Annotated in this window: 26 protein-coding genes; all 26 read left to right on the top strand. The window is 30.1% G+C overall.

Annotation, left to right across the window (positions count from 1 at the left end):
- Positions 1 to 47: 47 nt before the first annotated feature.
- The 26 genes from pepF (at position 48) to gerS (ending at position 22,063) form a co-directional block, all read left to right on the top strand.
- The gene (pepF, locus tag QX51_RS13700) at positions 48 to 1,922 is read left to right on the top strand and encodes an oligoendopeptidase F (RefSeq protein WP_039680457.1); all 1,875 of its coding nucleotides are present in this window, start codon (positions 48 to 50) and stop codon (positions 1,920 to 1,922) included.
- A gap of 100 nt (positions 1,923 to 2,022) precedes the next feature.
- Positions 2,023 to 2,910, top strand: a complete 888-nt coding sequence (gene galU, locus QX51_RS13695) for a UTP--glucose-1-phosphate uridylyltransferase GalU (RefSeq protein ID WP_039680456.1) — start codon at positions 2,023 to 2,025, stop codon at positions 2,908 to 2,910.
- Between the two features lie 496 nt (positions 2,911 to 3,406).
- Complete coding sequence (locus QX51_RS20055) at positions 3,407 to 3,568, top strand: MerR family DNA-binding transcriptional regulator (RefSeq protein WP_330376090.1); 162 nt, start codon at positions 3,407 to 3,409, stop codon at positions 3,566 to 3,568.
- A 272-nt stretch (positions 3,569 to 3,840) separates the two neighbouring features.
- Positions 3,841 to 4,842 carry a class II fructose-bisphosphatase gene (gene glpX / locus QX51_RS13690; RefSeq protein WP_039680455.1) on the top strand — a complete coding sequence of 334 codons (1,002 nt, stop codon included), beginning with the start codon at positions 3,841 to 3,843 and terminating at the stop codon, positions 4,840 to 4,842.
- A gap of 240 nt (positions 4,843 to 5,082) precedes the next feature.
- A complete protein-coding gene (rho, locus tag QX51_RS13685) occupies positions 5,083 to 6,666 on the top strand; it encodes a transcription termination factor Rho (protein WP_139045048.1) in 1,584 nt (527 codons plus the stop codon).
- Positions 6,667 to 6,812: 146 nt separating this feature from the next.
- Positions 6,813 to 7,013, top strand: coding sequence for a 50S ribosomal protein L31 (gene rpmE / locus QX51_RS13680; protein ID WP_039680454.1), 201 nt, complete (start codon positions 6,813 to 6,815; stop codon positions 7,011 to 7,013).
- A gap of 122 nt (positions 7,014 to 7,135) precedes the next feature.
- Complete coding sequence (locus QX51_RS13675) at positions 7,136 to 7,708, top strand: thymidine kinase (RefSeq protein ID WP_039680453.1); 573 nt, start codon at positions 7,136 to 7,138, stop codon at positions 7,706 to 7,708.
- A gap of 97 nt (positions 7,709 to 7,805) precedes the next feature.
- The gene (locus QX51_RS13670) at positions 7,806 to 8,702 is read left to right on the top strand and encodes a DUF1385 domain-containing protein (protein ID WP_039680452.1); all 897 of its coding nucleotides are present in this window, start codon (positions 7,806 to 7,808) and stop codon (positions 8,700 to 8,702) included.
- Between the two features lie 20 nt (positions 8,703 to 8,722).
- Positions 8,723 to 9,568 carry a peptide chain release factor N(5)-glutamine methyltransferase gene (gene prmC / locus QX51_RS13665; RefSeq protein WP_039680451.1) on the top strand — a complete coding sequence of 282 codons (846 nt, stop codon included), beginning with the start codon at positions 8,723 to 8,725 and terminating at the stop codon, positions 9,566 to 9,568.
- Positions 9,569 to 9,612: 44 nt separating this feature from the next.
- On the top strand, positions 9,613 to 10,677 hold the full coding sequence (prfA, locus tag QX51_RS13660; RefSeq protein WP_039680450.1) for a peptide chain release factor 1: 1,065 nt from the start codon (positions 9,613 to 9,615) through the stop codon (positions 10,675 to 10,677).
- Positions 10,678 to 10,776: 99 nt separating this feature from the next.
- Complete coding sequence (locus QX51_RS13655; RefSeq protein WP_039680449.1) at positions 10,777 to 11,457, top strand: ZIP family metal transporter; 681 nt, start codon at positions 10,777 to 10,779, stop codon at positions 11,455 to 11,457.
- 27 nt (positions 11,458 to 11,484) lie between these two features.
- Positions 11,485 to 12,522 carry an L-threonylcarbamoyladenylate synthase gene (locus tag QX51_RS13650; protein WP_039680448.1) on the top strand — a complete coding sequence of 346 codons (1,038 nt, stop codon included), beginning with the start codon at positions 11,485 to 11,487 and terminating at the stop codon, positions 12,520 to 12,522.
- 283 nt (positions 12,523 to 12,805) lie between these two features.
- Positions 12,806 to 13,258 carry a ribose 5-phosphate isomerase B gene (rpiB, locus tag QX51_RS13645; protein ID WP_039680447.1) on the top strand — a complete coding sequence of 151 codons (453 nt, stop codon included), beginning with the start codon at positions 12,806 to 12,808 and terminating at the stop codon, positions 13,256 to 13,258.
- Between the two features lie 15 nt (positions 13,259 to 13,273).
- Positions 13,274 to 13,903, top strand: coding sequence for a uracil phosphoribosyltransferase (upp, locus tag QX51_RS13640; protein ID WP_039680446.1), 630 nt, complete (start codon positions 13,274 to 13,276; stop codon positions 13,901 to 13,903).
- 78 nt (positions 13,904 to 13,981) lie between these two features.
- Positions 13,982 to 14,212 (top strand): AtpZ/AtpI family protein, encoded by a 231-nt coding sequence (locus QX51_RS13635; RefSeq protein WP_039680445.1) that lies wholly within the window; start codon positions 13,982 to 13,984, stop codon positions 14,210 to 14,212.
- Positions 14,213 to 14,219: 7 nt separating this feature from the next.
- Positions 14,220 to 14,609, top strand: a complete 390-nt coding sequence (locus tag QX51_RS13630; RefSeq protein WP_039680444.1) for an ATP synthase subunit I — start codon at positions 14,220 to 14,222, stop codon at positions 14,607 to 14,609.
- A gap of 4 nt (positions 14,610 to 14,613) precedes the next feature.
- A complete protein-coding gene (atpB, locus tag QX51_RS13625) occupies positions 14,614 to 15,318 on the top strand; it encodes a F0F1 ATP synthase subunit A (RefSeq protein WP_079764794.1) in 705 nt (234 codons plus the stop codon).
- Between the two features lie 84 nt (positions 15,319 to 15,402).
- Positions 15,403 to 15,654: an ATP synthase F0 subunit C gene (gene atpE / locus QX51_RS13620; protein ID WP_200886403.1), complete on the top strand. Its 252-nt coding sequence runs from the start codon at positions 15,403 to 15,405 to the stop codon at positions 15,652 to 15,654.
- 96 nt (positions 15,655 to 15,750) lie between these two features.
- A complete protein-coding gene (gene atpF, locus QX51_RS13615) occupies positions 15,751 to 16,251 on the top strand; it encodes a F0F1 ATP synthase subunit B (protein WP_039680442.1) in 501 nt (166 codons plus the stop codon).
- Entirely contained in the window at positions 16,248 to 16,790 is a 543-nt protein-coding gene (locus QX51_RS13610; RefSeq protein ID WP_039680441.1) for a F0F1 ATP synthase subunit delta, read from the top strand. The genes atpF and QX51_RS13610 overlap by 4 nt, the downstream gene beginning before the upstream one ends.
- Before the next feature lie 15 nt (positions 16,791 to 16,805).
- Positions 16,806 to 18,308, top strand: coding sequence for a F0F1 ATP synthase subunit alpha (atpA, locus tag QX51_RS13605; protein WP_039680440.1), 1,503 nt, complete (start codon positions 16,806 to 16,808; stop codon positions 18,306 to 18,308).
- Between the two features lie 27 nt (positions 18,309 to 18,335).
- Positions 18,336 to 19,205, top strand: coding sequence for an ATP synthase F1 subunit gamma (gene atpG, locus QX51_RS13600; RefSeq protein WP_039680439.1), 870 nt, complete (start codon positions 18,336 to 18,338; stop codon positions 19,203 to 19,205).
- A gap of 12 nt (positions 19,206 to 19,217) precedes the next feature.
- Entirely contained in the window at positions 19,218 to 20,612 is a 1,395-nt protein-coding gene (gene atpD, locus QX51_RS13595) for a F0F1 ATP synthase subunit beta (RefSeq protein WP_039680438.1), read from the top strand.
- 3 nt (positions 20,613 to 20,615) lie between these two features.
- The gene (gene atpC / locus QX51_RS13590) at positions 20,616 to 20,894 is read left to right on the top strand and encodes an ATP synthase F1 subunit epsilon (protein ID WP_079764793.1); all 279 of its coding nucleotides are present in this window, start codon (positions 20,616 to 20,618) and stop codon (positions 20,892 to 20,894) included.
- 143 nt (positions 20,895 to 21,037) lie between these two features.
- The gene (acpS, locus tag QX51_RS13585; RefSeq protein ID WP_039680437.1) at positions 21,038 to 21,415 is read left to right on the top strand and encodes a holo-ACP synthase; all 378 of its coding nucleotides are present in this window, start codon (positions 21,038 to 21,040) and stop codon (positions 21,413 to 21,415) included.
- Positions 21,416 to 21,469: 54 nt separating this feature from the next.
- Entirely contained in the window at positions 21,470 to 22,063 is a 594-nt protein-coding gene (gene gerS / locus QX51_RS13580) for a germination lipoprotein GerS (RefSeq protein ID WP_039680436.1), read from the top strand.
- The last annotated feature ends 169 nt before the right edge of the window (positions 22,064 to 22,232 follow it).

Genomic DNA, 22,232 nt, shown 5'->3' with positions numbered 1-22,232 from the left:
AATAAGCCATCCTATTATTAAGTAACTTGATGAAAGGGTGGCTTTTTATGGGCAGAAAGTTATTAAAATTATTAATTGTTTTTTTATTACTATTTGGGATTTATACTACAAGACAAGATATTTACAGTACTTACTCTACAGCTTTTGCACAAAATGAAAAAGATGAAGAGAAGCCTAAAAAAGAAATTGATTATAGTAAATATTGTTGGAATTTATATACCTTATATAAAAATGATGATGCATGGATAAAAGATTTAAAAAAATTTAATAAAGATATGAATGAGCTGGAAAATTACATAGGAAAATTAACAAAGTCTAAAACACATTTATATTTAGGCATGGGAATAAAGGAAAAACTTGATATAAAGTTAAATTCTCTATCAGCTTATGCTAAGTTAAAAAAAGATTTAAATAAGAGTTCATATGAATATCTAAACATGACAGAAGAAATAAAAAAATCTTATTCTAGGTATATGAATATTACATCTCAGCTTGAGTTAGAAATACTTAAATTATCAGATAAAGATTGCAATAAATACTTATCAGATAAAAAAATTAATAACAAGTACGGAATGTATATAAAAGATATTCGAAGAAATAAAAAACATTATTTAGATGATAAGAGCGAGACTATATTATCAAACATGTCATCTATAAATGGATTGCCTAGCAATGTTTATGATTTATTTAGAAATATGGACAAGAAGTCTGATATAACTCCTGCAGAATATGAGAATGCTATACAAGACTATAGCAGAGAAAAAAGAGTGGAAGCTTATAAAAATGAATTTATACCATATAACGATAATATAAATACTCTGGCAGGCTTATTAAGTGGGCAGGTTAATAAAAATGTTTTTTATTCATCAGTAAGAAATTATGATTCATCTTTACAAATGTATTTAGACTCAGATAATATAGATGAAAAAGTTTATAAAGGATTAATAAAGACTGTAAGCAATAATACGGATAGTTTACACAAGTATATTAGTCTTAGAAAAAAAGTTTTAAATTTAGATAAAGTATATTACTACGATATGTTTGTACCTATTGTTAGTGAATGTGAAGAAGTTGTATCCTATGACAAAGCACAAGGTATGGTATATTCTGCTTTAGCACCTTTAGGTGATGCATATGGAAGTATAATATACAAAGCATTTAATGAAAGATGGATAGATGTATATTCAAAAGAAAATAAAGTTAGTGGAGGATACTGTTTATCTGTATATGATAATCATCCATATGTACTGCTTAACTACAATAGCTCTATAGGAGGTGTATCGACATTAATACATGAACTTGGTCATGCATCCTATGAATATTTAAGCACTAAAAATCAAAACTTTTATAATTCTTCTCCATCTATTTTTACTCATGAAGTTGCATCAACAACAAATGAAGTTTTACTTTATGAAAATTTAATTAAAAATGCAACAAATAATAAAGAAAAAGCTTATTATATTAGCATGTATTTAGATTTTATAAAAAATACGCTATATACTCAAACTATGTATGCTGAATTTGAAGATTATATACATGAAGCAGCAGAAAATAATAAGCAACTAAATGCATTAGTATTAAATGATAAATGGTCTATGTTGCTTAAAAAATATTATGGTGATGACTTTGAAGTTGATCCATTATCTATGGTAGGATGGGCTAGGATACCGCATTTTTATAATAGTTTTTATGTATATAAATATGCTACAGGGTGTTGTAGCGCAGTTACTTGTGCTCAAGACATATTAAAAAATGGTCCAGATAATTACCTGAATTTCCTTAAAAAAGGTGGTTCAGATTATCCTTTAAATCTGTTAAAATCTAATAATGTTGATTTAAATAGTCAAAAACCTATTAAAAAGACAATAGACAAGTTTGATGAATTAGTAAATGAATTAGAAAAATTATTAGCTGAGAAATGATTGATTAGACAATAATAAACATGACAAAACTATAAGTATGATGATAAAATAAGTATTAATATAACGTATTATATTTAAGATTATTGGAGGGAATAGCATTATGCAAAGGAAAATAAGAAAAGCGGTTATACCTGCTGCTGGTCTTGGGACAAGATTTCTACCAGCAACAAAGGCTCAACCAAAAGAAATGTTACCTATTGTTGATAAACCAACCTTGCAATATATAATTGAAGAAGCAGTGGCTTCTGGAATAGAGGAAATATTAATAATAACTGGTAAAAATAAAAAATCTATTGAAGATCATTTTGATAAATCAGTAGAGTTAGAATTAGAACTTGAACAAAAAGGGAAGACGGAATTACTAGAAATAGTTAGAGATATATCTAAGATGGTAAATATCTATTATATAAGACAAAAGGAACCTAAGGGACTTGGAGATGCTATACACTGTGCAAGGAGTTTCATAGGCGATGAACCTTTTGCAGTTATGCTTGGAGATGATATAGTAGATAATGATGTTCCATGTTTAAGACAACTTATGGATGCTTACGAAGAATATAGAACTACTATTCTTGGGGTTCAAACAGTTGAAAGTGAAAATGTAAATAAGTATGGTATAGTAGATGCTAAACATATAGAAGATAGAGTTTACAAAGTTAAGGATCTAGTTGAAAAGCCTGATATAGATAAAGCGCCTTCTAATATTGCGATTTTAGGAAGATATATAATTACACCTGAAATATTTGATATACTAGAAGATTTACCTATAGGAAAAGGTGGAGAAGTTCAATTAACTGATGCCTTAAAAAGACTATCTAAAAAAGAGGCTATGTATGCATATAATTTTGAGGGAAGAAGATACGATGTAGGAGACAAATTAGGCTTCTTAGAAGCCACTGTAGATTTTGCTCTTAAAAAAGATGAATTAAGAGATGATTTTATGAAATATCTTAAAAAAGTTAGCCTTGAAGATGCTGATAAAAAATAGAAGTAGAACTTAGAGAGGTGATTCAAATGGCTAAAAATATGCAGAAAAAAATGACTAAAATTATAGCAATAGGAATAGCTGTAATTTTTATATTAACAAGTGTATCAACGCTAATAAGAATGTTAGCTTGGTCCTTATAGAGAAAAGCTAGTCTTTTAAGACTAGCTTTTTTTTATATGCAAGGATATTATAATTGCTCTCAAATCTGTGTAAAACTCGCGGAATTAAGTAATATCAACAAATATTGAAATGTAAAAAGTTAATTTTTAGCAAGGTCGTTGTCTGAAGCGGAGCGAAGGCATCTCGTTGGCGGTATGAGCGAAGCGAATTTTTTATGAAATAGATTATAAATATAAAGTATATTAGCAGGTTGTAGATAAATAATAAAATAAGTTAAAAAATATAAAAAAGATATTGACTCCGACGTTAGGGAACCCTTTATTATAAAGTTGTAGGAGGCGTGTATATGGAATATACATCTAAGAAGTTTGCATAACTGTCCGGTGTCAGCGTTAGGACACTTAGATACTATGATGAAATTGGCATACTTAAGCCCAGTCGTATAAATTCATTAGGATATCGTATATATGGAGAAAAAGAAGCAGATTTATTACAACAAATATTATTTTATAAAAAGCATTCTAAAATATTAGTTTAAATATTTTAGAATGCTTTTTTCTTTTTATATCCAATCTAATTGACTTGAATAAGTTAGCTTTTCGAGGTGAAGGATTTATATGATTACTTAATTGAAGTAAATTTTTAGTATTAAGAAATATATAACTTATATGGCGTGATATAATAAAAAGAAATAGTATACCATATTGCTAGAAATGGTAAATATAAAACAAATATATACTACACTATTTACTAAAATAAGTATATAATATATAATTTTAAATGGAATATAATAAAGGAGATGGGAATTTAATGGATAGAAATTTAGCATTAGAGCTTGTAAGAGTAACGGAAGCGGCTGCATTAGTATCTTCTCAGTTTATGGGAAGAGGAGATAAGGATGGAGCTGATGGTGCTGCAGTAGAAGCAATGAGAAGAGCTTTTGAATCTGTAAAAATAAATGGAGAGGTAGTTATTGGTGAAGGAGAATTAGATGAAGCTCCAATGTTATATATTGGGGAAAAAGTCGGATTGCAAACAGAGGACTGTATGGAGGTTGATATAGCTGTAGATCCACTTGATGGAACTACATTAATAGCAAAAGGGCTTCCAAACGCAATATCAGTAATAGCTATTGGTAAAAAAGGTTCACTACTTCGTGCACCAGATACATATATGAAAAAAATTGTTGTTGGACCGAAAGCAAAAGGATGTATAGACTTAGATAAAAGTGTGGAAGAAAATATATTAAATGTTGCAAAAGCGTTAGGTAAAAAAACAACACAAATGACAATAATGACTCAAGATAGAGAAAGACATAATTATATAATTGAACCGGCTAGAAGACTAGGTTGTCAGATAAGAATGTTTGGCGATGGAGATGTGGCTACAGGTATTGCAACTTGTTTTGAAGAAACAGGTGTAGATATGCTTATGGGAATTGGTGGAGGACCAGAAGGTGTAATAACAGCGGCGGCTATAAAGTGCATGGGCGGAGATATGCAAGCACAAATTTATCCTATGAGTGAACAAGAAAGAAATAGATGTCATGAAATGGGATTATCTGATGAAGATATAGAAAAAAAATTAACTTTAGAAGACTTGGCTAAAGGTGAGGATTTATTTTTTGCTGCAACAGGAATTACAGAGGGAAATTTATTAAAAGGTGTAATAAATGTTGGAGATAACAAAGCTAAAACTGAATCTATTGTAATGAGGGGAAAGACAGGAACAATAAGATTTGTAGACGCAATACACAACTTAGATAAAAATGAGATTCTTATTGATTTAATGAAAAAATATAATATGGAATAATAAAAAGTGGACGGATTGTCCACTTTCTTTATTTTTGATGAATAAATTTACAAATAATAGTAAAAATAATAAAAAAGATGAGAACTAGGAGTTTTACGTGTTGACCATGATATTTAATAATGATATTATTATTTTATTAAATTTCATATTTAAAAATGATTACTTTTCTTTTTCACACCCTATATTCCCTATAAAACTAAAACTTAATTACAGCCTTAAATAAAATATGAGGAGGTTCATTTGAATTTGGAAAATATAACAATGGAAGAATTGAGTAAAAAGACCTTGGCGGAACTTAGACAGATAGCTAAGGAATTAGATATAAAATCAGTTACTAAGTATAAGAAAAATGAGTTAGTTGAGTTAATCAACAGCAGTCCTAAAGATAATACAAATGAAGAAGACAAAAGTATGTTACATAATAATAAAGAAAATATAGAGGCTAAAGTACAAAAACAGGGAAGAGAAAACATAGATAATAACGGGGACAGAAATAAACAGTTTAATAGAAATAGCGATACGGAAAATATTAAAACTGTAGATAAATCAGATAATAGACCTTATGTAAAAACTCATAGTAGAGAAAATCAAAACAATTCTCGTAATTTCAATAATAATAATAAAACTTCAGGTATGGAAAATAGAAATCAGAGAAATAATAAAAGTAATTATGTACCAAAAGTTGTTGAAGAATCTAAAATAATTAATGAGTTTAACACTTCTAAAGATGATGAAGTAGTTGGAGTTTTAGAAATACTTCCTGATGGATTTGGTTTCTTAAGAGGTTCTAACTATCAATCGACAGATGAAGATGTATATGTATCTCCATCTCAAATAAGAAGATTCAATCTTCAAACAGGAGATAAAGTTAGAGGCATAACAAGACATCCAAAAACAGGAGAAAAGTTCAGAGCATTATTATTTGTACAAAAAGTTAATGACGAAAAACCAGAAACTTGTATAAATAGAAAATCTTTTGTTAACTTAACGCCAATATATCCAGAAGAAAGACTGACATTAGAAAAAAGTCAACATGAAATATCAACTAGATTAATAGATTTAATTTCACCAATAGGAAAGGGACAAAGGGGTCTTATTGTCGCACCACCTAAAGCAGGTAAAACTATACTTCTTAAAAGTGTAGCTAATAGTATTGCAAAAAACCATCCTAATGTAGAGCTAATAGTTTTATTAATTGATGAAAGACCAGAAGAAGTTACTGATATGAGAGAGTCTATTAATGGAGATGTTATCTACTCGACATTTGATCAAGTATCAAGTCACCATGTTAAAGTAGCAGAAATGGTACTAAATAGAGCACAAAGACTTGTTGAACATGGTAAAGATGTTGTAATACTTCTTGACAGTATAACAAGACTAGCAAGAGCTTATAACTTAACAATATCTCCAACAGGAAGAACACTATCTGGAGGTCTTGATCCAGGAGCATTACATGGACCTAAAAAATTCTTTGGTGCAGCTAGAAATATTAGACAAGGTGGTTCGTTGACAATACTTGCAACTGCATTAGTAGAGACGGGGTCTAGAATGGACGATGTAATCTTTGAAGAGTTTAAAGGAACTGGTAATATGGAATTACATTTAGATAGAAAGCTTGCTGAGAAGAGAATATTCCCTGCTGTAGATATTTATAAATCAGGAACAAGAAGAGAAGACTTATTACTTTCAGAAGAAGAAAAAACAGCTTTATGGAAATTGAGAAAAGAAATGAGCAACAATTCTATATTAGAAGTTACAGATAATTTAATCGAAGCTTTAAAGAAAACAAAAAATAATGAAGAATTCATAAGAAGCATTAAGTAAAATTAATAAACCTAAAATCATATAATGAAGAAATACAAAAATCCTTGTATCACTAAAAAACATGTGATATAATGATGTAGTTGAAGATGAAAACTTAAAATTAATATAATTAATTTAGAATATAATTGAAAAAGAGGTGACTAAGAATGCAAAAAGATATACAACCAAAATACAATGCAGTTGAAGTACACTGTGCTTGTGGAAATACTTTCATGGCTGGTTCAACTAAGGACGAAATAAGAGTTGAAGTATGTTCAGAATGCCATCCTTTCTATACTGGAAAACAAAAGAACATAGAAAAAGGTGGAAGAATAGACAAATTCAAACAAAGATTCAAAATGGATTAATTATTGTAAAAAGAGGGGTTGGTTATCCAACTCCTATTTTATTTCCCTAATTACTAAAAAATACATAATTTTAGAATATTATCAGTAATAACATTAGATAAAGACTTAGGAGGTTCGAAAATATGTATAGACCAGTAAACCATGGTTATATTGAAGTAGTAGTTGGACCTATGTATAGTGGAAAGAGCGAAGAATTAATAAGAAGATTAAAAAGAGCTAAAATTGCAAAACAAAATATTGTTGTATTTAAACCTCATATAGATGATAGATATAGTAAGAAAGACGTTGTATCTCATAGTGGGGACAGTATAGAAGCTATTCCAATAGAAAAAGCATCTGATATTTATAATTTAATAGATGAAGATGTTCAAGTTGTGGGAATAGATGAGGTGCAATTTTTTGATGAAGAAGTAGTGGATATAGCTATTGACTTAGCTAACAAGGGAGTAAGAGTCATAGCAGCAGGCTTAGATATGGATTTTAAAGGAGAACCATTTGGACCTACACCAAAACTTTTAGCAGTCGCTGAATTTGTAGATAAGATTCAAGCTATTTGTTCTGTGTGTGGTCAACCAGCAACAAGATCACAAAGATTAATAGATGGAAAACCAGCAAGATATGATGATCCTATTATTCAGGTAGGAGCTGTAGAAAGCTATGAAGCTAGATGTAGAAAGTGTCATGTGGTAAAATAAATTATTAACCCCTTAAAAGTATAATATAATACTCTAAGGGGAATTTTTATATTATAATAGTTTTAGTGATTGAAAAATTATTATGAGGAGTATGGCCATGAAAAAGCAAAGTGTTGGAGGGCAAGCTGTAATTGAAGGCGTTATGATGCAGTCTAAAAATTACAGAGCTATTGCTGTTAGAAAAAGTAATGGAGAAATAGAATTAAAAAAAGAGAGAATAAGAAGTTGGATAAAAGATAAAAAAATTGATAAAATACCTTTCTTAAGAGGTTCGTTTGTTTTATTTGAAACGATGATAGAAGGTATGAAAAGCTTAAACTATTCATCAGAATTTTTTTTAGAAGAAGATGAAGAGGAAGAAGATGTAATAGATAAGTTTTTAAAAAGAATATTTAAAGATAAAGCAAATGATGCAATTATGGCAGTATCTCTTATTTTAGCAATGATTCTTTCTGTTGGGTTATTTGTATTAATTCCAACATCAATAGGAGGATTATTTTCATCATTTATACACAACAACATAATACTTAACTTAATTGAAGGTTTAATTAGAATAGGTATACTAATATCATATATGTTGTTAATATCGAGAAATGAAGATATAAAAAGAACATTTATGTATCATGGAGCAGAACACAAGGTTATTTATTGTTATGAAAATGACTTAGAATTAACAGTAGAAAATGCAAGGAAATTTACAACACTGCATCCTAGATGTGGTACAAATTTCTTATTCATAGTAATGTTTACATCAATTATATTATTTTCTTTCTTTGGATGGCCAAATATTTTAGCTAGAATAGCAATGAGAATATTGTGTATACCTATAGTTGCTGGCATATCTTATGAAATAATAAAATTTCTTGGGAAATATAATAATATATTAAGTAAAATTGTTGCATATCCAGGAATGATGCTTCAAAATATTACTACAAAAGAACCAAATGATGAACAATTAGAGGTGGCAATAAAAGCATTAAAGGCTGTAATTTAAGAGAAATAAGGGAGAAGCTTATGACTATTAAGGAAATAATTATAAGATATTCGAAAGAACTTGAAGAAATAAGTCCTACGCCTAGACTTGATGTGGAAACATTACTACAAAAAGTTCTTGATGTAGATAGATTATATATACTTTTAAACTTAGACAAATCTCTAAGCGATGATGAAGAAAAATTATTTAATAAGTTTATAGAAGAAAGACTGAGTAATAGGCCTATTGCTTATATCGTGGAAAATCGTGAATTTATGGGATTAGATTTTTATGTTAAGGAAGGTGTTTTAATACCAAGGCCTGACACTGAAGTATTAGTAGAAGAAGTTATTGAATTATGTAAAGATAAAGGGCCTATAAATATACTTGATATAGGTACAGGTTCTGGTGCTATTACTGTAAGTTTGGCAAAATATTTAGTAAATGCTAAGATTACTTCTGTAGATATATCAGACATTGCTTTGGAAATTGGCGAAAAGAATGCCCAAAGTAATGATGTAGATGATAGAATAACTTTTATTAAATCAGACTTATTTACAAATATAGATAAAGATATGAAATTTGATATAATAGTATCTAATCCACCTTATATAAAAAAAGAAGTTATTGAAACTTTAGACAAGCAGGTTAAGGATTTTGAGCCATATAATGCATTAGAAGGTGGAATTGATGGTTTGGATTTTTATAGAGCAATAACAACACAAGGCAAAAACTATCTTAATAAAGGTGGAATTTTAGCATATGAAGTAGGCCATGACCAAAGTGAAGATGTTAGTAAGTTAATGGAGAAGGATGGATATACTAATATATATACTAGAAAAGACCTACAACAAATTGACAGAGTTGTTATAGGTAGTGTTTTATGATATAATGAATTGCTTGAAATTGTACGAAAAAAGAGGTGAACGGTATGTTAAACAAACTACAGGTTTTAGAAGATAAATATATAGATTTAACTGAAAAAATCAGTGATATGGAAATAATAAATGACCAAAAAGTTTGGCAAAAGTATATGAAAGAACATGCAGATTTAGAGCCTATCGTTTTTAAATACAGAGAATATAGAAATGTATTAAACAACCTTAGCGAGTCTAAAGCTATATTAGAAGAAGAATCTGATGAGGACCTAAGAGAATTAGCTAAAATGGAAATAGCTGAATTAGAATGTCAGGTTGAACCATTAGAAGCAGAATTAAAAATTCTTTTATTACCAAAAGACCCTAACGATGAAAAGAACGTTATAGTTGAAATAAGAGGTGGAGCAGGTGGAGATGAAGCAGCTCTATTTGCAGGAAACTTGTTCAGAATGTATTCTAGATACGCTGAAAGAAGAAGATGGAAAATTGAACTTTTAAGTGCTAGTGATACTGGAGTTGGAGGATACAAAGAAGTATCTTTCCTAATAAAAGGTAAGGGTGCTTACTCAAGACTTAAATACGAGTCAGGAGTTCATAGAGTTCAAAGAATACCAGCTACTGAATCTGGGGGAAGAATTCATACTTCAACTGCTACAGTTGCAGTTTTACCAGAAGTAGAAGATGTAGAAGTAGAAATAAATCCAAATGATTTAAGAATAGACGTATTCCGTGCATCAGGAAATGGTGGACAGTGTGTCAACACAACTGACTCAGCTGTAAGAATAACTCATTTACCTACAGGTGAGGTTGTATCTTGTCAAGATGAAAAATCTCAGTTAAAGAATAAAGAAAAAGCTTTAAAAGTATTAAAAGCTAGACTTTATGACAAAGCTTTATCTGAACAACATGATGAAGTTGCTGCAGAAAGAAGAAGTCAGGTTGGTACTGGGGATAGATCTGAGAGAATAAGAACTTATAACTATCCACAAGGTAGAGTAAGTGATCATAGAATAAACTTAACTCTTTATAAATTAGATCAATTCTTAGATGGTGATATAGACGAAATGATAGATGCATTAATCACAGAAGATCAAACTAAAAAGATGACAGCAATATAAAATCCCTAAATTTTTAGGGATTTTTTCTATAGGTACTTAAATATAATTTAATATAATATAATGATATATTAAAATATAAATATGGGGTGAATTGGATAAATGATACTAAAAGTCACGTTGATAGGACTAATGGCTGGAGTATTAGGTACAGGAATTGGTGGAATACTATCTTCAATATTTAGAAAAGAAGTAGACAAGTACCTTAATTTTTGTATGGGATTTTCCGGGGGCATTATGTTAGCTGTAGTAGTTTTTGACTTAATGAAAGAGGCAATGGAATCAAGCGGCATAATTTATACAGTAGTATTTACTTTTATGGGAGTATTACTAACAATGTTTATAAAAAGCAGATTAGATTTTGCTGGAGACATGAAATCGGGATACTTAATATTTATAAGTATACTACTACATAATTTGCCAGAGGGACTGGCAATAGGTTCATCTTTTATATCGGCAGAAACACTAGGAATTACTCTTGCTATAGTAATTGCATTACATAACATACCAGAAGGTTTAGCAACAGCTCTTAGTTTGGTTGGTGCTAAAGTACCTGCTAAAAAAATAATTTTATTTACATTTATTGCGGGAATACCTATGGGAATAGGTAGTTTTTTAGGTGTATATTTTGCAGGGATATTTAAATCTTTAATAGGAGTATTTTTATCTTTGGCAGCAGGAACTATGTTATTTGTAGTGTTAGATGAAATAATGCCAAAATCAAAAAGTATATATAGTATAATTGGCTTTTTAGCAGGAACAATAATTGTATATTGTATATAGATTTATATAGAGAAAGGGGCAAAGATAATGACACTTATAAGTAAAATTGATGAAAACGACATAGATAAACAGGAAATAAAAAAACAGGCAGAAATATTGAAAAATGGAAATACAGTAATATTTCCAACAGAGACAGTATATGGTCTAGGGGCCAATGCTTTAGATGATACTGCAACATCAAAAATATATGCAGCAAAGGGAAGACCTAGTGATAACCCATTAATAGTACATATATATGACAAAAAACAAGTTGATGAATTAGCAACAGATATATCTGAAAAAGCGCACATAATAATGGATAAATTTTGGCCAGGACCAATAACTATAATATTAAAGAAAAAAGATATAGTACCAAATATAACAAGTGGTGGATTGGATACTGTTGGTATTAGAATGCCATCAAACCCAATAGCAAAGGAATTATTAAAAGAAGTAAACTTACCAATTGCGGCACCATCAGCAAATATATCAGGAAGACCATCGCCTACTAAAGGAAAACATGTATACGATGAAATGAATAATAGAGTAGATGGAATTATTTTAGGTGGAGATTGTACATTTGGTCTAGAATCTACAGTACTAGATTTAACTAATGATGTACCTACCATATTAAGACCGGGAAGTGTGACAAAAGAAGATTTAGAAAGCGTCATTGGACAGGTAAATATAGATCCAGCATTAGAAAAAAAAGAAGATAATATAAAAGCTAAGGCCCCAGGAATGAAATATAAGCATTATTCACCAAATGCAGATGTATATATTGTATCAGGTCATATAGATGATGTTATAAAAAAAGTAAATGAATTATCTAATAATAATGCAAAAGAAGGTTTGAAATGTGCAGTAATGTGCTTAGAGCAAAATAAAAATAAATATAAATGTAATACTATAGTATTAGGTCAAAATTTGGAGGAAGTTGCATCAAATTTATTTAATGCACTTATTACTGCAGATGAAGAAAATTATGACATAGTGTATACAGAAGAGTTTTCGAGATGTGGTGTTGGTAGGGCTATAATGAATAGACTACTTAAATCTGCGGGATATAAAATAATTAAAGCATAGTGCTTTGGAAAGTTAAAAATATAATTATTATAAAACTTATAATGAAATTTTGAAACAAAAATATTACAAAATTTGGTAAATTTAGAAAATTCAGAATAAAAATCAAGCGAAAACTAATAAAATATTTAAAAAAGTTATGCTTTTCTATGGAGTATTGATAAAAAATTATGTATAATTAAATAAACTAGTTAAAAAAAAATCAAACATAAAAAATACGATGTAATTGAAATAATTATCAGATTTAAAAGATAATTACTTTACATACTAACAAGGAGTTCTAATTATGAGAATAGGTTTAGGATGTGACCATGGAGGATACAATTTAAAATCAGAAATTATTAATTTTCTAGAGTCAAAAGGAATAGAATGTATAGACTTTGGAACAAATAATTCAAAAGATTCGGTTGATTATCCCATATATGGGGAGAAAGTTGCAAATGCAGTTATTTCAAAAGAAGTAGATTATGGTATTGTGTGCTGCGGAACAGGCATAGGGATATCTTTAGCAGCAAATAAGGTTCCTGGTATAAGATGTGCTGTTGTTTCAGATGTTTTTTCTGCAAAAATGTCTAAAGCTCACAACAATGCAAATATGTTATCTCTAGGGGAAAGAGTATTAGGAAAAGGTCTTGCATTAGAAATAGTAGATGCTTGGATTAATACAGAATTTGAAGGTGATAGACATTTAAGAAGAGTTAATATGATAATTGACATAGAAAAAAATCACAATAAATAGGAGGTTTAAACAAAGATGAGTAAAGTTATAGTTACGGATCATCCGCTGATACAACACAAATTAACAATAATGAGAGATAAAGAGACTGGATCAAAGGATTTCAGACAATTATTAACGGAAATAACAATGTTAATGGGTTACGAAGTTACAAGAGATTTACAATTAGTAGATGTTGAAATAGAAACACCAGTGGTTAAAACTACTCAAAAAATGATATCAGGGAAAAAATTAGGAATAGTACCTATATTAAGAGCAGGACTTGGAATGGTTGATGGATTTATAAGTTTAATACCAGCAGCTAAAGTTGGTCACTTAGGACTTTACAGAGATCCTGAAACATTAAAGCCAGTGGAATACTATAGTAAATTCCCGCAAGACATAGATGAAAGAGAAATGATAGTAGTTGATCCAATGCTTGCAACAGGTGGTTCGGCAGTTGCTGCTATAGATGTTCTAAAAGCTAATGGAGCAAAAAGTATAAAATTAGTTAACCTAGTTGCAGCTCCAGAAGGAATAGCTGAAGTACAAAAATATCACAATGACGTAGATATATATGTGGCATCTATAGATGAAAAACTAAATGATCATGGATACATAGTTCCAGGATTAGGAGATGCTGGAGATAGATTATTCGGTACGAAATAGTATATTTTAAGGAATCTATTATTTCTGATAGATTCCTTATGTTTAACTATATATAATATAGAGAGGCATATAAATTAAATGAATAAGAAAAAAAGTACAGGTGCACAAATAGCACAAGCACTTTCTTTATTAAGTCAATTAAGTATTATGATGCTAGTTTCAATATTTGGATGTTTTTTTATAGGCAAATTTATAGATACTAAACTAAATACAGGCCCTATTTTCACATTAATTTTTTTAGTATTAGGAATTGGTGGGGCTTTTATGTCTGTATATAAAACTGTAATTGGATACACAAAAAGGAAGTGAGAAATTTATGGATATAAAGGTACAACAAGAAGTTAATGAAGTTTCGAAGGGAATATGTGTTTACGCTGTAATAGTAGGATTAATATCATTTATTATATCAAAAGAACCAATTCACATAATATTGGGAGTTGTTTTTGGAAGTATAATAGCAATACTTAATTTTAGACTATTAGCTATTACTATGGAAAAAGCAGTAGATTATTCTCCAGGAAAGGCTCAAGCTTATTCTGGAATTAGATACTTAATAAGGATGTTTATTGTTGCGGCAGTTGTATTCGTTTCAGTAAAAAACCCTAATATAAATGTTATAGGAACAGTCTTAGGATTAATAAGTACTCAGATTGTTATATTTATAAAAAAACTGATAATATCGAGGATATCGAGAAAGGAGGTATAAATAAGTGAAGTATACACAATGGTTAATTACATTTGCAAATGGTTTTAAAATTAGTGAAACTATTGTAACTAGTTGGATTATCATGGCTGCATTAATTATAATAGCCTTTTTATTAACAAGAAATTTGAAGCCAGTACCAACTACAAAAAAACAGATAATGTTAGAGTATGCCGTTGGATCACTTAGAAATCTTGTTCATGGAAATATGGGGAATGATGTAGAAAAAAGAATGCCAAATATGTTACCTTATATTGGATCTTTGTTTCTTTTTTTCGTATGTTCCAACTTGATTGGGTTGTTAGGTTTTAAGTCTCCAACTACTGATGTAGACACAACTTTAGCCTGGGCTTTAATTACTTGCTTCCTAATTTACTATGAAGGGGTTAAAGCTAAAGGACCAGGATACTTTAAGGGTTTATTAGAGCCAGTTCCGTTACTATTACCACTTAATATAGTAAGTGAATTTGCTAGACCAATATCACTTACATTCCGTCCATTTGGTAATATTTTAGGAGGAACAGTAATAATGGGATTACTTTATCAATTATTAGCATTTATATCATCATTGATACCAAATGTTTCAATTCCATTCTTACAATTAGTAATACCAGTACCATTACATTTCTACTTTGATTTATTTGCAGGATGTTTACAAGCATTTATATTTATAATGCTTACAATGGTATTTGTTTCAAATGCAACAGAGTAAAAATATATGCAAATTACATATTGGCATATTAGAATAAAAACAAAAAACAATTATAAAAAGTTAAAATTTAAGGAGGATTAAATTATGGAATTAGGTCAAGCTATAGCAATCGCAGGTTCTGCAATAGGAGCAGGGATAGCAGTTATATCAGGTATAGGAGCTGGGATAGGACAAGGGTATGCAGCTGGTAAAGGTGCAGAAGCTGTTGGTAATCAACCAGAAGCAAAAGGTGATATCATATCTACAATGTTATTAGGTGCTGCAGTTGCAGAATCTACAGGTATATATGGTCTTGTTATATCTATAATCCTTATATTTGCTAATCCATGGGTATAGAATTGAAGACGAATTGTATGGAAATTTTATAGTTAGGAGAAGTGGAAATTTAATCTCCTAACTATAATTATGGATGATGGAAAGGAGGATTAGTAGATGGGTTTTAAACCAGTAGTAACTATAACTTGGGAGTTAGCTATTCAAATAGTAAATACAATTGTTTTATTTTGGATACTAAAGAGAATTTTATTCAAGCCAGTTTTAAACATAATAGATGCTAGAGAAAATGCAATAAAGACAGATATAGCTACAGGAGAACAAGCTAAAAATGAAGGCTTAGCTTTAAAAGCTGAATATGAACAAAAACTTTCAGTTGCTAAAAATGAAGGACAAGAAATCATAAAACAAGCTACTCTTAGGGCCGAACAAAAGTCTGAGGAAATAATATCTACTGCTAAAGAAGAAGCAATTAGATTAAAAGATAAAGCTAACAGAGATATAGCACAAGAAAAAGAAAAAGTTATGAATGAACTTAAAAATGACATTTCTAACATAGCTATACTTGCTGCTTCTAAAGTAATTGAAAAAGATATTGACCAAGCTAAACACGAGGAAATGATAAACAAATTTATCGAAGAGGTGGGCGAAGCTAAATGATAGATATAATAGCTAACAGATATGCAGAAGCCCTATTCGAACTAAGTGAAGAGGAAAATATAACTAAAGAAATTTACAATGAGTTAAACAATGTAGTAGATATATTAAAAAATAATAAAGATTTAGATAATGTTTTAAAATCACCATTAGTAGCTAAGTCTGAAAAGGTTCAATTAATAGAAACATTATTTAATACTAAAATAAATAATAACTTAAAAAATTTCTTAAAAATATTAGTTGAAAAGGGAAGAATATCTTCTTTAAAATCAATAGAATTAACATTTAAAGAATTATTAAATGATAAACATAATATAATCGAAGGTACTGTAATAAGTGCCATACTTTTAACTGATGAAAAGGTTAAAGAGTTAGAAGAAAAACTTTCAAAAAAATATAATAAAAATGTTACTTTAGAGAACAAAGTTGACGAAAGTATATTAGGTGGGGTTTTAGTAAGATTAGGAAATACTCAAATTGACGGATCTGTAAAAACTCGTTTAGATAATATAAAAGACCAACTTTCTCAAGTAATTTCTTAGGAGGGCGGTGAACCCATGAACTTAAGACCAGAAGAAATAAGTTCTATAATTAAACAACAAATTAAGAATTATGATAATAAAATAGAAATGACTGATACTGGTAGCGTACTTAAAGTAGGTGATGGTATCGCCACAGTATATGGTTTAGAAAACGTAATGTCAAGTGAACTTCTTGAATTCCCTGGAGAAATATATGGTATGGCCCTTAACTTAGAGGAAGATGTTGTTGGGGCTGTTATATTCGGAGATGACACAGGAATCAAAGAAGGTGACATAGTAAAAAGAACAGGAAGAATAGTTGAAGTTCCTGTTGGTGAAGCCTTAATAGGTAGAGTTGTAAGTCCACTTGGTTTACCTATAGATGGTAAAGGACCTATAAACACAAATAAAACTAGACCTGTTGAAAGTAAAGCACCTGGAATAATGGCAAGAAAGTCAGTATGTGAACCATTACAAACAGGTATAAAAGCTATAGACTCAATGATACCAATAGGTAGAGGTCAAAGGGAGCTTATTATAGGAGATAGACAAACAGGTAAAACTTCTATAGTTATAGATACAATATTAAATCAAAAAGGTAAAGACGTTATATGTATATACGTTGCAATAGGACAAAAACGTTCTACAGTTGCTCAATTAGTTAATACATTAGAAAAAGGTGGAGCAATGGATTACACAATAGTTGTATCAGCTACAGCTTCTGAATCTGCACCACTTCAATACCTTGCACCATATGCAGGAGCTGCAATGGGTGAAGAGTTCATGTTTAATGGTAAACATGTTCTAATAGTATATGATGATTTAAGTAAACAAGCTGTTGCTTATAGAGAAATGTCATTACTACTTAGAAGACCACCAGGACGTGAAGCTTATCCAGGGGATGTATTCTACTTACACTCAAGATTACTTGAAAGAGCGGCAAAATTATCAGATGAACTAGGTGGAGGGTCTATGACTGCACTTCCAATCATAGAAACTCAAGCAGGAGACGTTTCTGCATATATACCAACGAATGTTATATCAATAACTGATGGACAAATATACTTACAACCAGAATTATTCTATTCAGGTGTAAGACCAGCAGTTGACCCTGGTATATCAGTATCAAGGGTTGGTGGTGATGCGCAAATTAAATCAATGAAAAAAGTTGCAGGTACATTAAAACTTGCTTACTCACAATATAGAGAGCTTGCATCATTCTCTCAATTTGGATCAGACTTAGATGAAGATACTAAGAGAAGACTTGCTCAAGGGGAAAGAATAGTTGCTGTTTTAAAACAAAATGAAACTGACCCTATAGCAGTTCAAAACCAAGTTATGATAATATTTGCTGTTATAAATAATTTCTTAGAAGATATACCTGTAAGTAATGTACAAAGATTTGAAAAAGAATTATTCAGATTTGTAGATGATAACTATCCAGAAGTATCTAAAAAGATATTAGCAGCAGAAGATTTCTCTTCTGATTTAACAAACGTAATATTAGAATTTAAGAAAAAGTTTGTTGTTGAAGCGTAATCCTTTTTAACAAAGGAGGTAAATTAATTGGCAGGAGCTGGAATTAAAGAGATTAAAACTCGTATCAACAGTGTTAATAGTACAAAACAGGTTACTAAGGCAATGGAACTTGTTGCTTCTTCTAAAATGAGAAAAGCAAAAGACAGAGCTTTAAATGCCAGACCGTACTTTGGAACGATGTATGATACCGTTAAAGATATAGCTACAAATACACGTGGCGTTAGAAATGTATTCTTAAAACAAAGAGAAGTAAAAAATAGATGTTATATTGTTGTTGCTGGTGATAGAGGTCTAGCAGGAGGATATAACTCAAACATAATAAAATTAACTCTTAATCACATGGGTAATAAACATGAAAAAATCATGCCTATAGGTAAAAAGGCAACAGAATATTTTGCTAAAAGAGGTTATGATATTTTAAAATCAGCTGAAAGTGTTGAAAAATGTGATTATGAAGAAACACTTGAGTTTGCAAATGAAGCGATGAATTTATATAAAAAGGGTGAAATAGATGAAGTATATATAGCATATACAGAATTTGTATCTCCTTTGACTCAAAATGCAAAATTATTAAAAGTGCTACCGTTAGCATTTGAAAAAGAAGAAAATAAGGAAACAAAAGAGCAAGCTGCAAAAAGAGCTAGAGTTCAATATGTACCATCGGCAGAAGTTGTTTTAGGTCATATAATACCTAAATATGTATCTGGAATTATATATGATGGTGTAATAGAATCTTTCGCATCTGAACAAGCTGCGAGAAGAACTGCAATGAGTTCAGCAACAGATAATGCAGACGCAATGCTATCTAATTTAGAATTAAGTTACAACAGAGCAAGACAATCAGCTGTAACTCAAGAAATAACAGAGATAGTAGGTGGAGTAGAAGCTCTAAAATAAGGAGGTTAGGAAATGGCCAACGTAGGGAAAATAGTATCAATCGTAGGTGTTGTACTAGATGTTAAGTTTGATAGTGAAAATAGCCTACCTAACTTATTAAACGCATTAGTTATAAAGTTAGGAGATCAAGAAATAGTTGCTGAAGTTGCACAACATATCGGTGATGATACAGTTAGATGTATAGCAATGAGTGCTACAGACGGACTAGTTAGAGGAATGGAAGCAGTAGATACAGGAAGACCGATAAGTGTTCCTGTTGGAGATGCGACATTAGGAAGAATATTTAACGTTCTTGGGGAACCAGTTGATGATGCACCAGCACCAAAAGATGCACCTCAACTACCAATACATAGGCAAGCTCCAGAATATAATGATATAGCAAGTACTGCTGAGATACTTGAAACAGGTATAAAAGTAGTTGACTTATTAGTACCATATTTAAAAGGTGGTAAAATAGGTCTATTCGGAGGAGCAGGTGTTGGAAAAACAGTTCTTATACAAGAGCTTATAAACAATATAGCTAAGCAACACGGTGGTATATCAGTATTCGCTGGTGTTGGAGAGAGAACAAGAGAAGGTAATGACCTTTATCATGAAATGAAAGATTCTGGAGTTATAAATAAAACAGCTCTAGTATTCGGACAAATGAACGAGCCACCAGGAGCTAGAATGAGGGTTGCCTTATCTGGACTTACTATGGCTGAGTATTTCAGGGATGAACAAAATCAAGACGTTCTTTTATTCGTAGATAATATATTCCGTTTCACACAAGCAGGTTCAGAAGTTTCTGCGCTTCTTGGACGTATGCCTTCAGCAGTTGGATATCAACCAACACTTGCTACAGAAATGGGTAACTTACAAGAAAGAATAACATCAACTAAGAAAGGTTCTATAACATCTGTTCAAGCGGTTTATGTGCCTGCGGATGACTTAACTGACCCAGCGCCAGCGACAACATTTGCTCACTTGGATGCTAAAACAGTTTTATCTAGACAAATAGCGTCTCTAGGTATATATCCAGCAGTTGATCCACTAGAGTCTAGTTCAAGAGTACTAGATCCAAAAATAGTTGGTAATGAACATTATGAAGTAGCGAGAGGTGTACAATCAATACTTCAAAGATATAAAGAATTACAAGATATAATCGCTATACTTGGTATGGATGAATTATCTGATGATGATAAGATTATAGTTGCTCGTGCGAGAAGAATACAAAGATTCCTTTCTCAACCATTCTCAGTTGCAGAAGCATTTACTGGATTAGAAGGAAAATATGTACCTGTAAAAGAAACTATAAGAGGATTTAAAGAAATATTAGAAGGAAAACATGATGACTTACCTGAATCAGCATTCCTACTTGCAGGAACAATAGATGAAGTTGTTGCTAAGGCAAAGGAGAGTAGATAGGTCATGGCAAGCATATTTCAACTCGAAATAGTAACTCCAGAAGAACTGTTCTACCAAGGTGAGGTGGAAATGGTTATAACTAGAACGACACAAGGGGATAGAGCTGTACTAAAAGATCATATACCTTTTGTAACTGGTCTAGTTGATGGAGAATTAAGAATAAAAAAAGATGGAAAATTTAAATCTGGCCAAATTTCTGGCGGCTTCATGACAGTTAGTAAAGAAAAAACAACTATATTAACTGAGTCTGCAAAGTGGAATGATGAAGTCGGAGGACTTTAAAACTAGAATATTATATTAATTAAAAAGACTAGGATTGATCCTAGTCTTTTTACTTTACAAAAATAAAAATATTATTAACAATAATATAATTGTTTATAATAAGGTAATATAATTGTAAAGAAGATAATTTATGGGAGGAAAATATGAATATTTTAGATATAGGGACAGATATTATAGAAGTAGAGAGAATAAAAAATGCATTGAATAAAAGAGGTGATTTTCTAAAAAAAATATTTACAGAAAGAGAAGTAGAAATGTTTAATCAAAAAGGAAACAACCCTCAAACTATAGCTGGTAACTTTGCAGCAAAGGAAGCTATTAGTAAATCACTAGGATTGGGTATAAGGGGTTACAATTTTAAAGATATAGAAATACTTAGAAATAATTTAGGAAAGCCAGTAGTTAGAACTTATAATAATTTGGAACAAATATGCATACAATATAGTGTTTTAGAAATAAAGGTAAGTATATCTCATAGTGAGAACTATGCTGTTGCAAATGCTATAACTATTACGAAGTAAAAATAAGAAATATTTAAATGAACATATGAATAAATATAAATTAGGAGGTACTTTGTGAAAAATAAGTGGTGTACATTACTAATAACAATTATTTCAATAATTACACTATGTAATGTTGGATGTGGAAGAAAAGAATATACAAAAGAAGAGGTATATGAAGATTTTAAAAATCAAATTTCAAAAATTACATCATATACTTGTACTGCGAAAGTAGAAGCTATAGGAAATAAGGAAAATACAACCTATATTTTTAAACACACATATACAAAACCAGATTATTATAAATTAGAAGTTAAGTCGCCAAAAAATTTACAAGGAAAAACTATTGAATATAAGGGTGATAAAGTTTTAGTACATAATCCTAATGTTAATGACACAGTAGAACTTCCTAATATAAACAATGATAGTCATTATTTATTTATTGGAGATTTTATCAAAAATTATATGCAGAATGAAGAGGTAGTTTTAGAAGCTACAGAAAGTGAATTGAAAATAGAAATTGAAATACCTGGTGATAATAAATATTTTAATAAACAAATTTTATATATAAATAATAAGACTAAGAATCCGGATAAAATGGAAATACTAGATAATAAGGGAGAACAAATATTTATAGTAACATATGAAGATTTTAAATACGAAAAATAAATAAAATAATATAAATAACATAAGAGAAATCTAGATGACATAATAATTTGTTTTACTAAAATAAAAAAATGATACTAAGTGTTATAATAAGGGAATTGTTAATGAATAAGTTGTATAGTAAATTTTTTGCTCCAAAAACTATGATTGAAGACATAAAAAAAGTTGTGTA

This window comes from Terrisporobacter othiniensis (assembly GCF_000808015.1).
Lineage (GTDB): Bacteria > Bacillota > Clostridia > Peptostreptococcales > Peptostreptococcaceae > Terrisporobacter > Terrisporobacter muris.
Note: the sequence above shows the minus strand (reverse complement) of the source record. Positions and strands in the feature narration are given on the sequence as shown.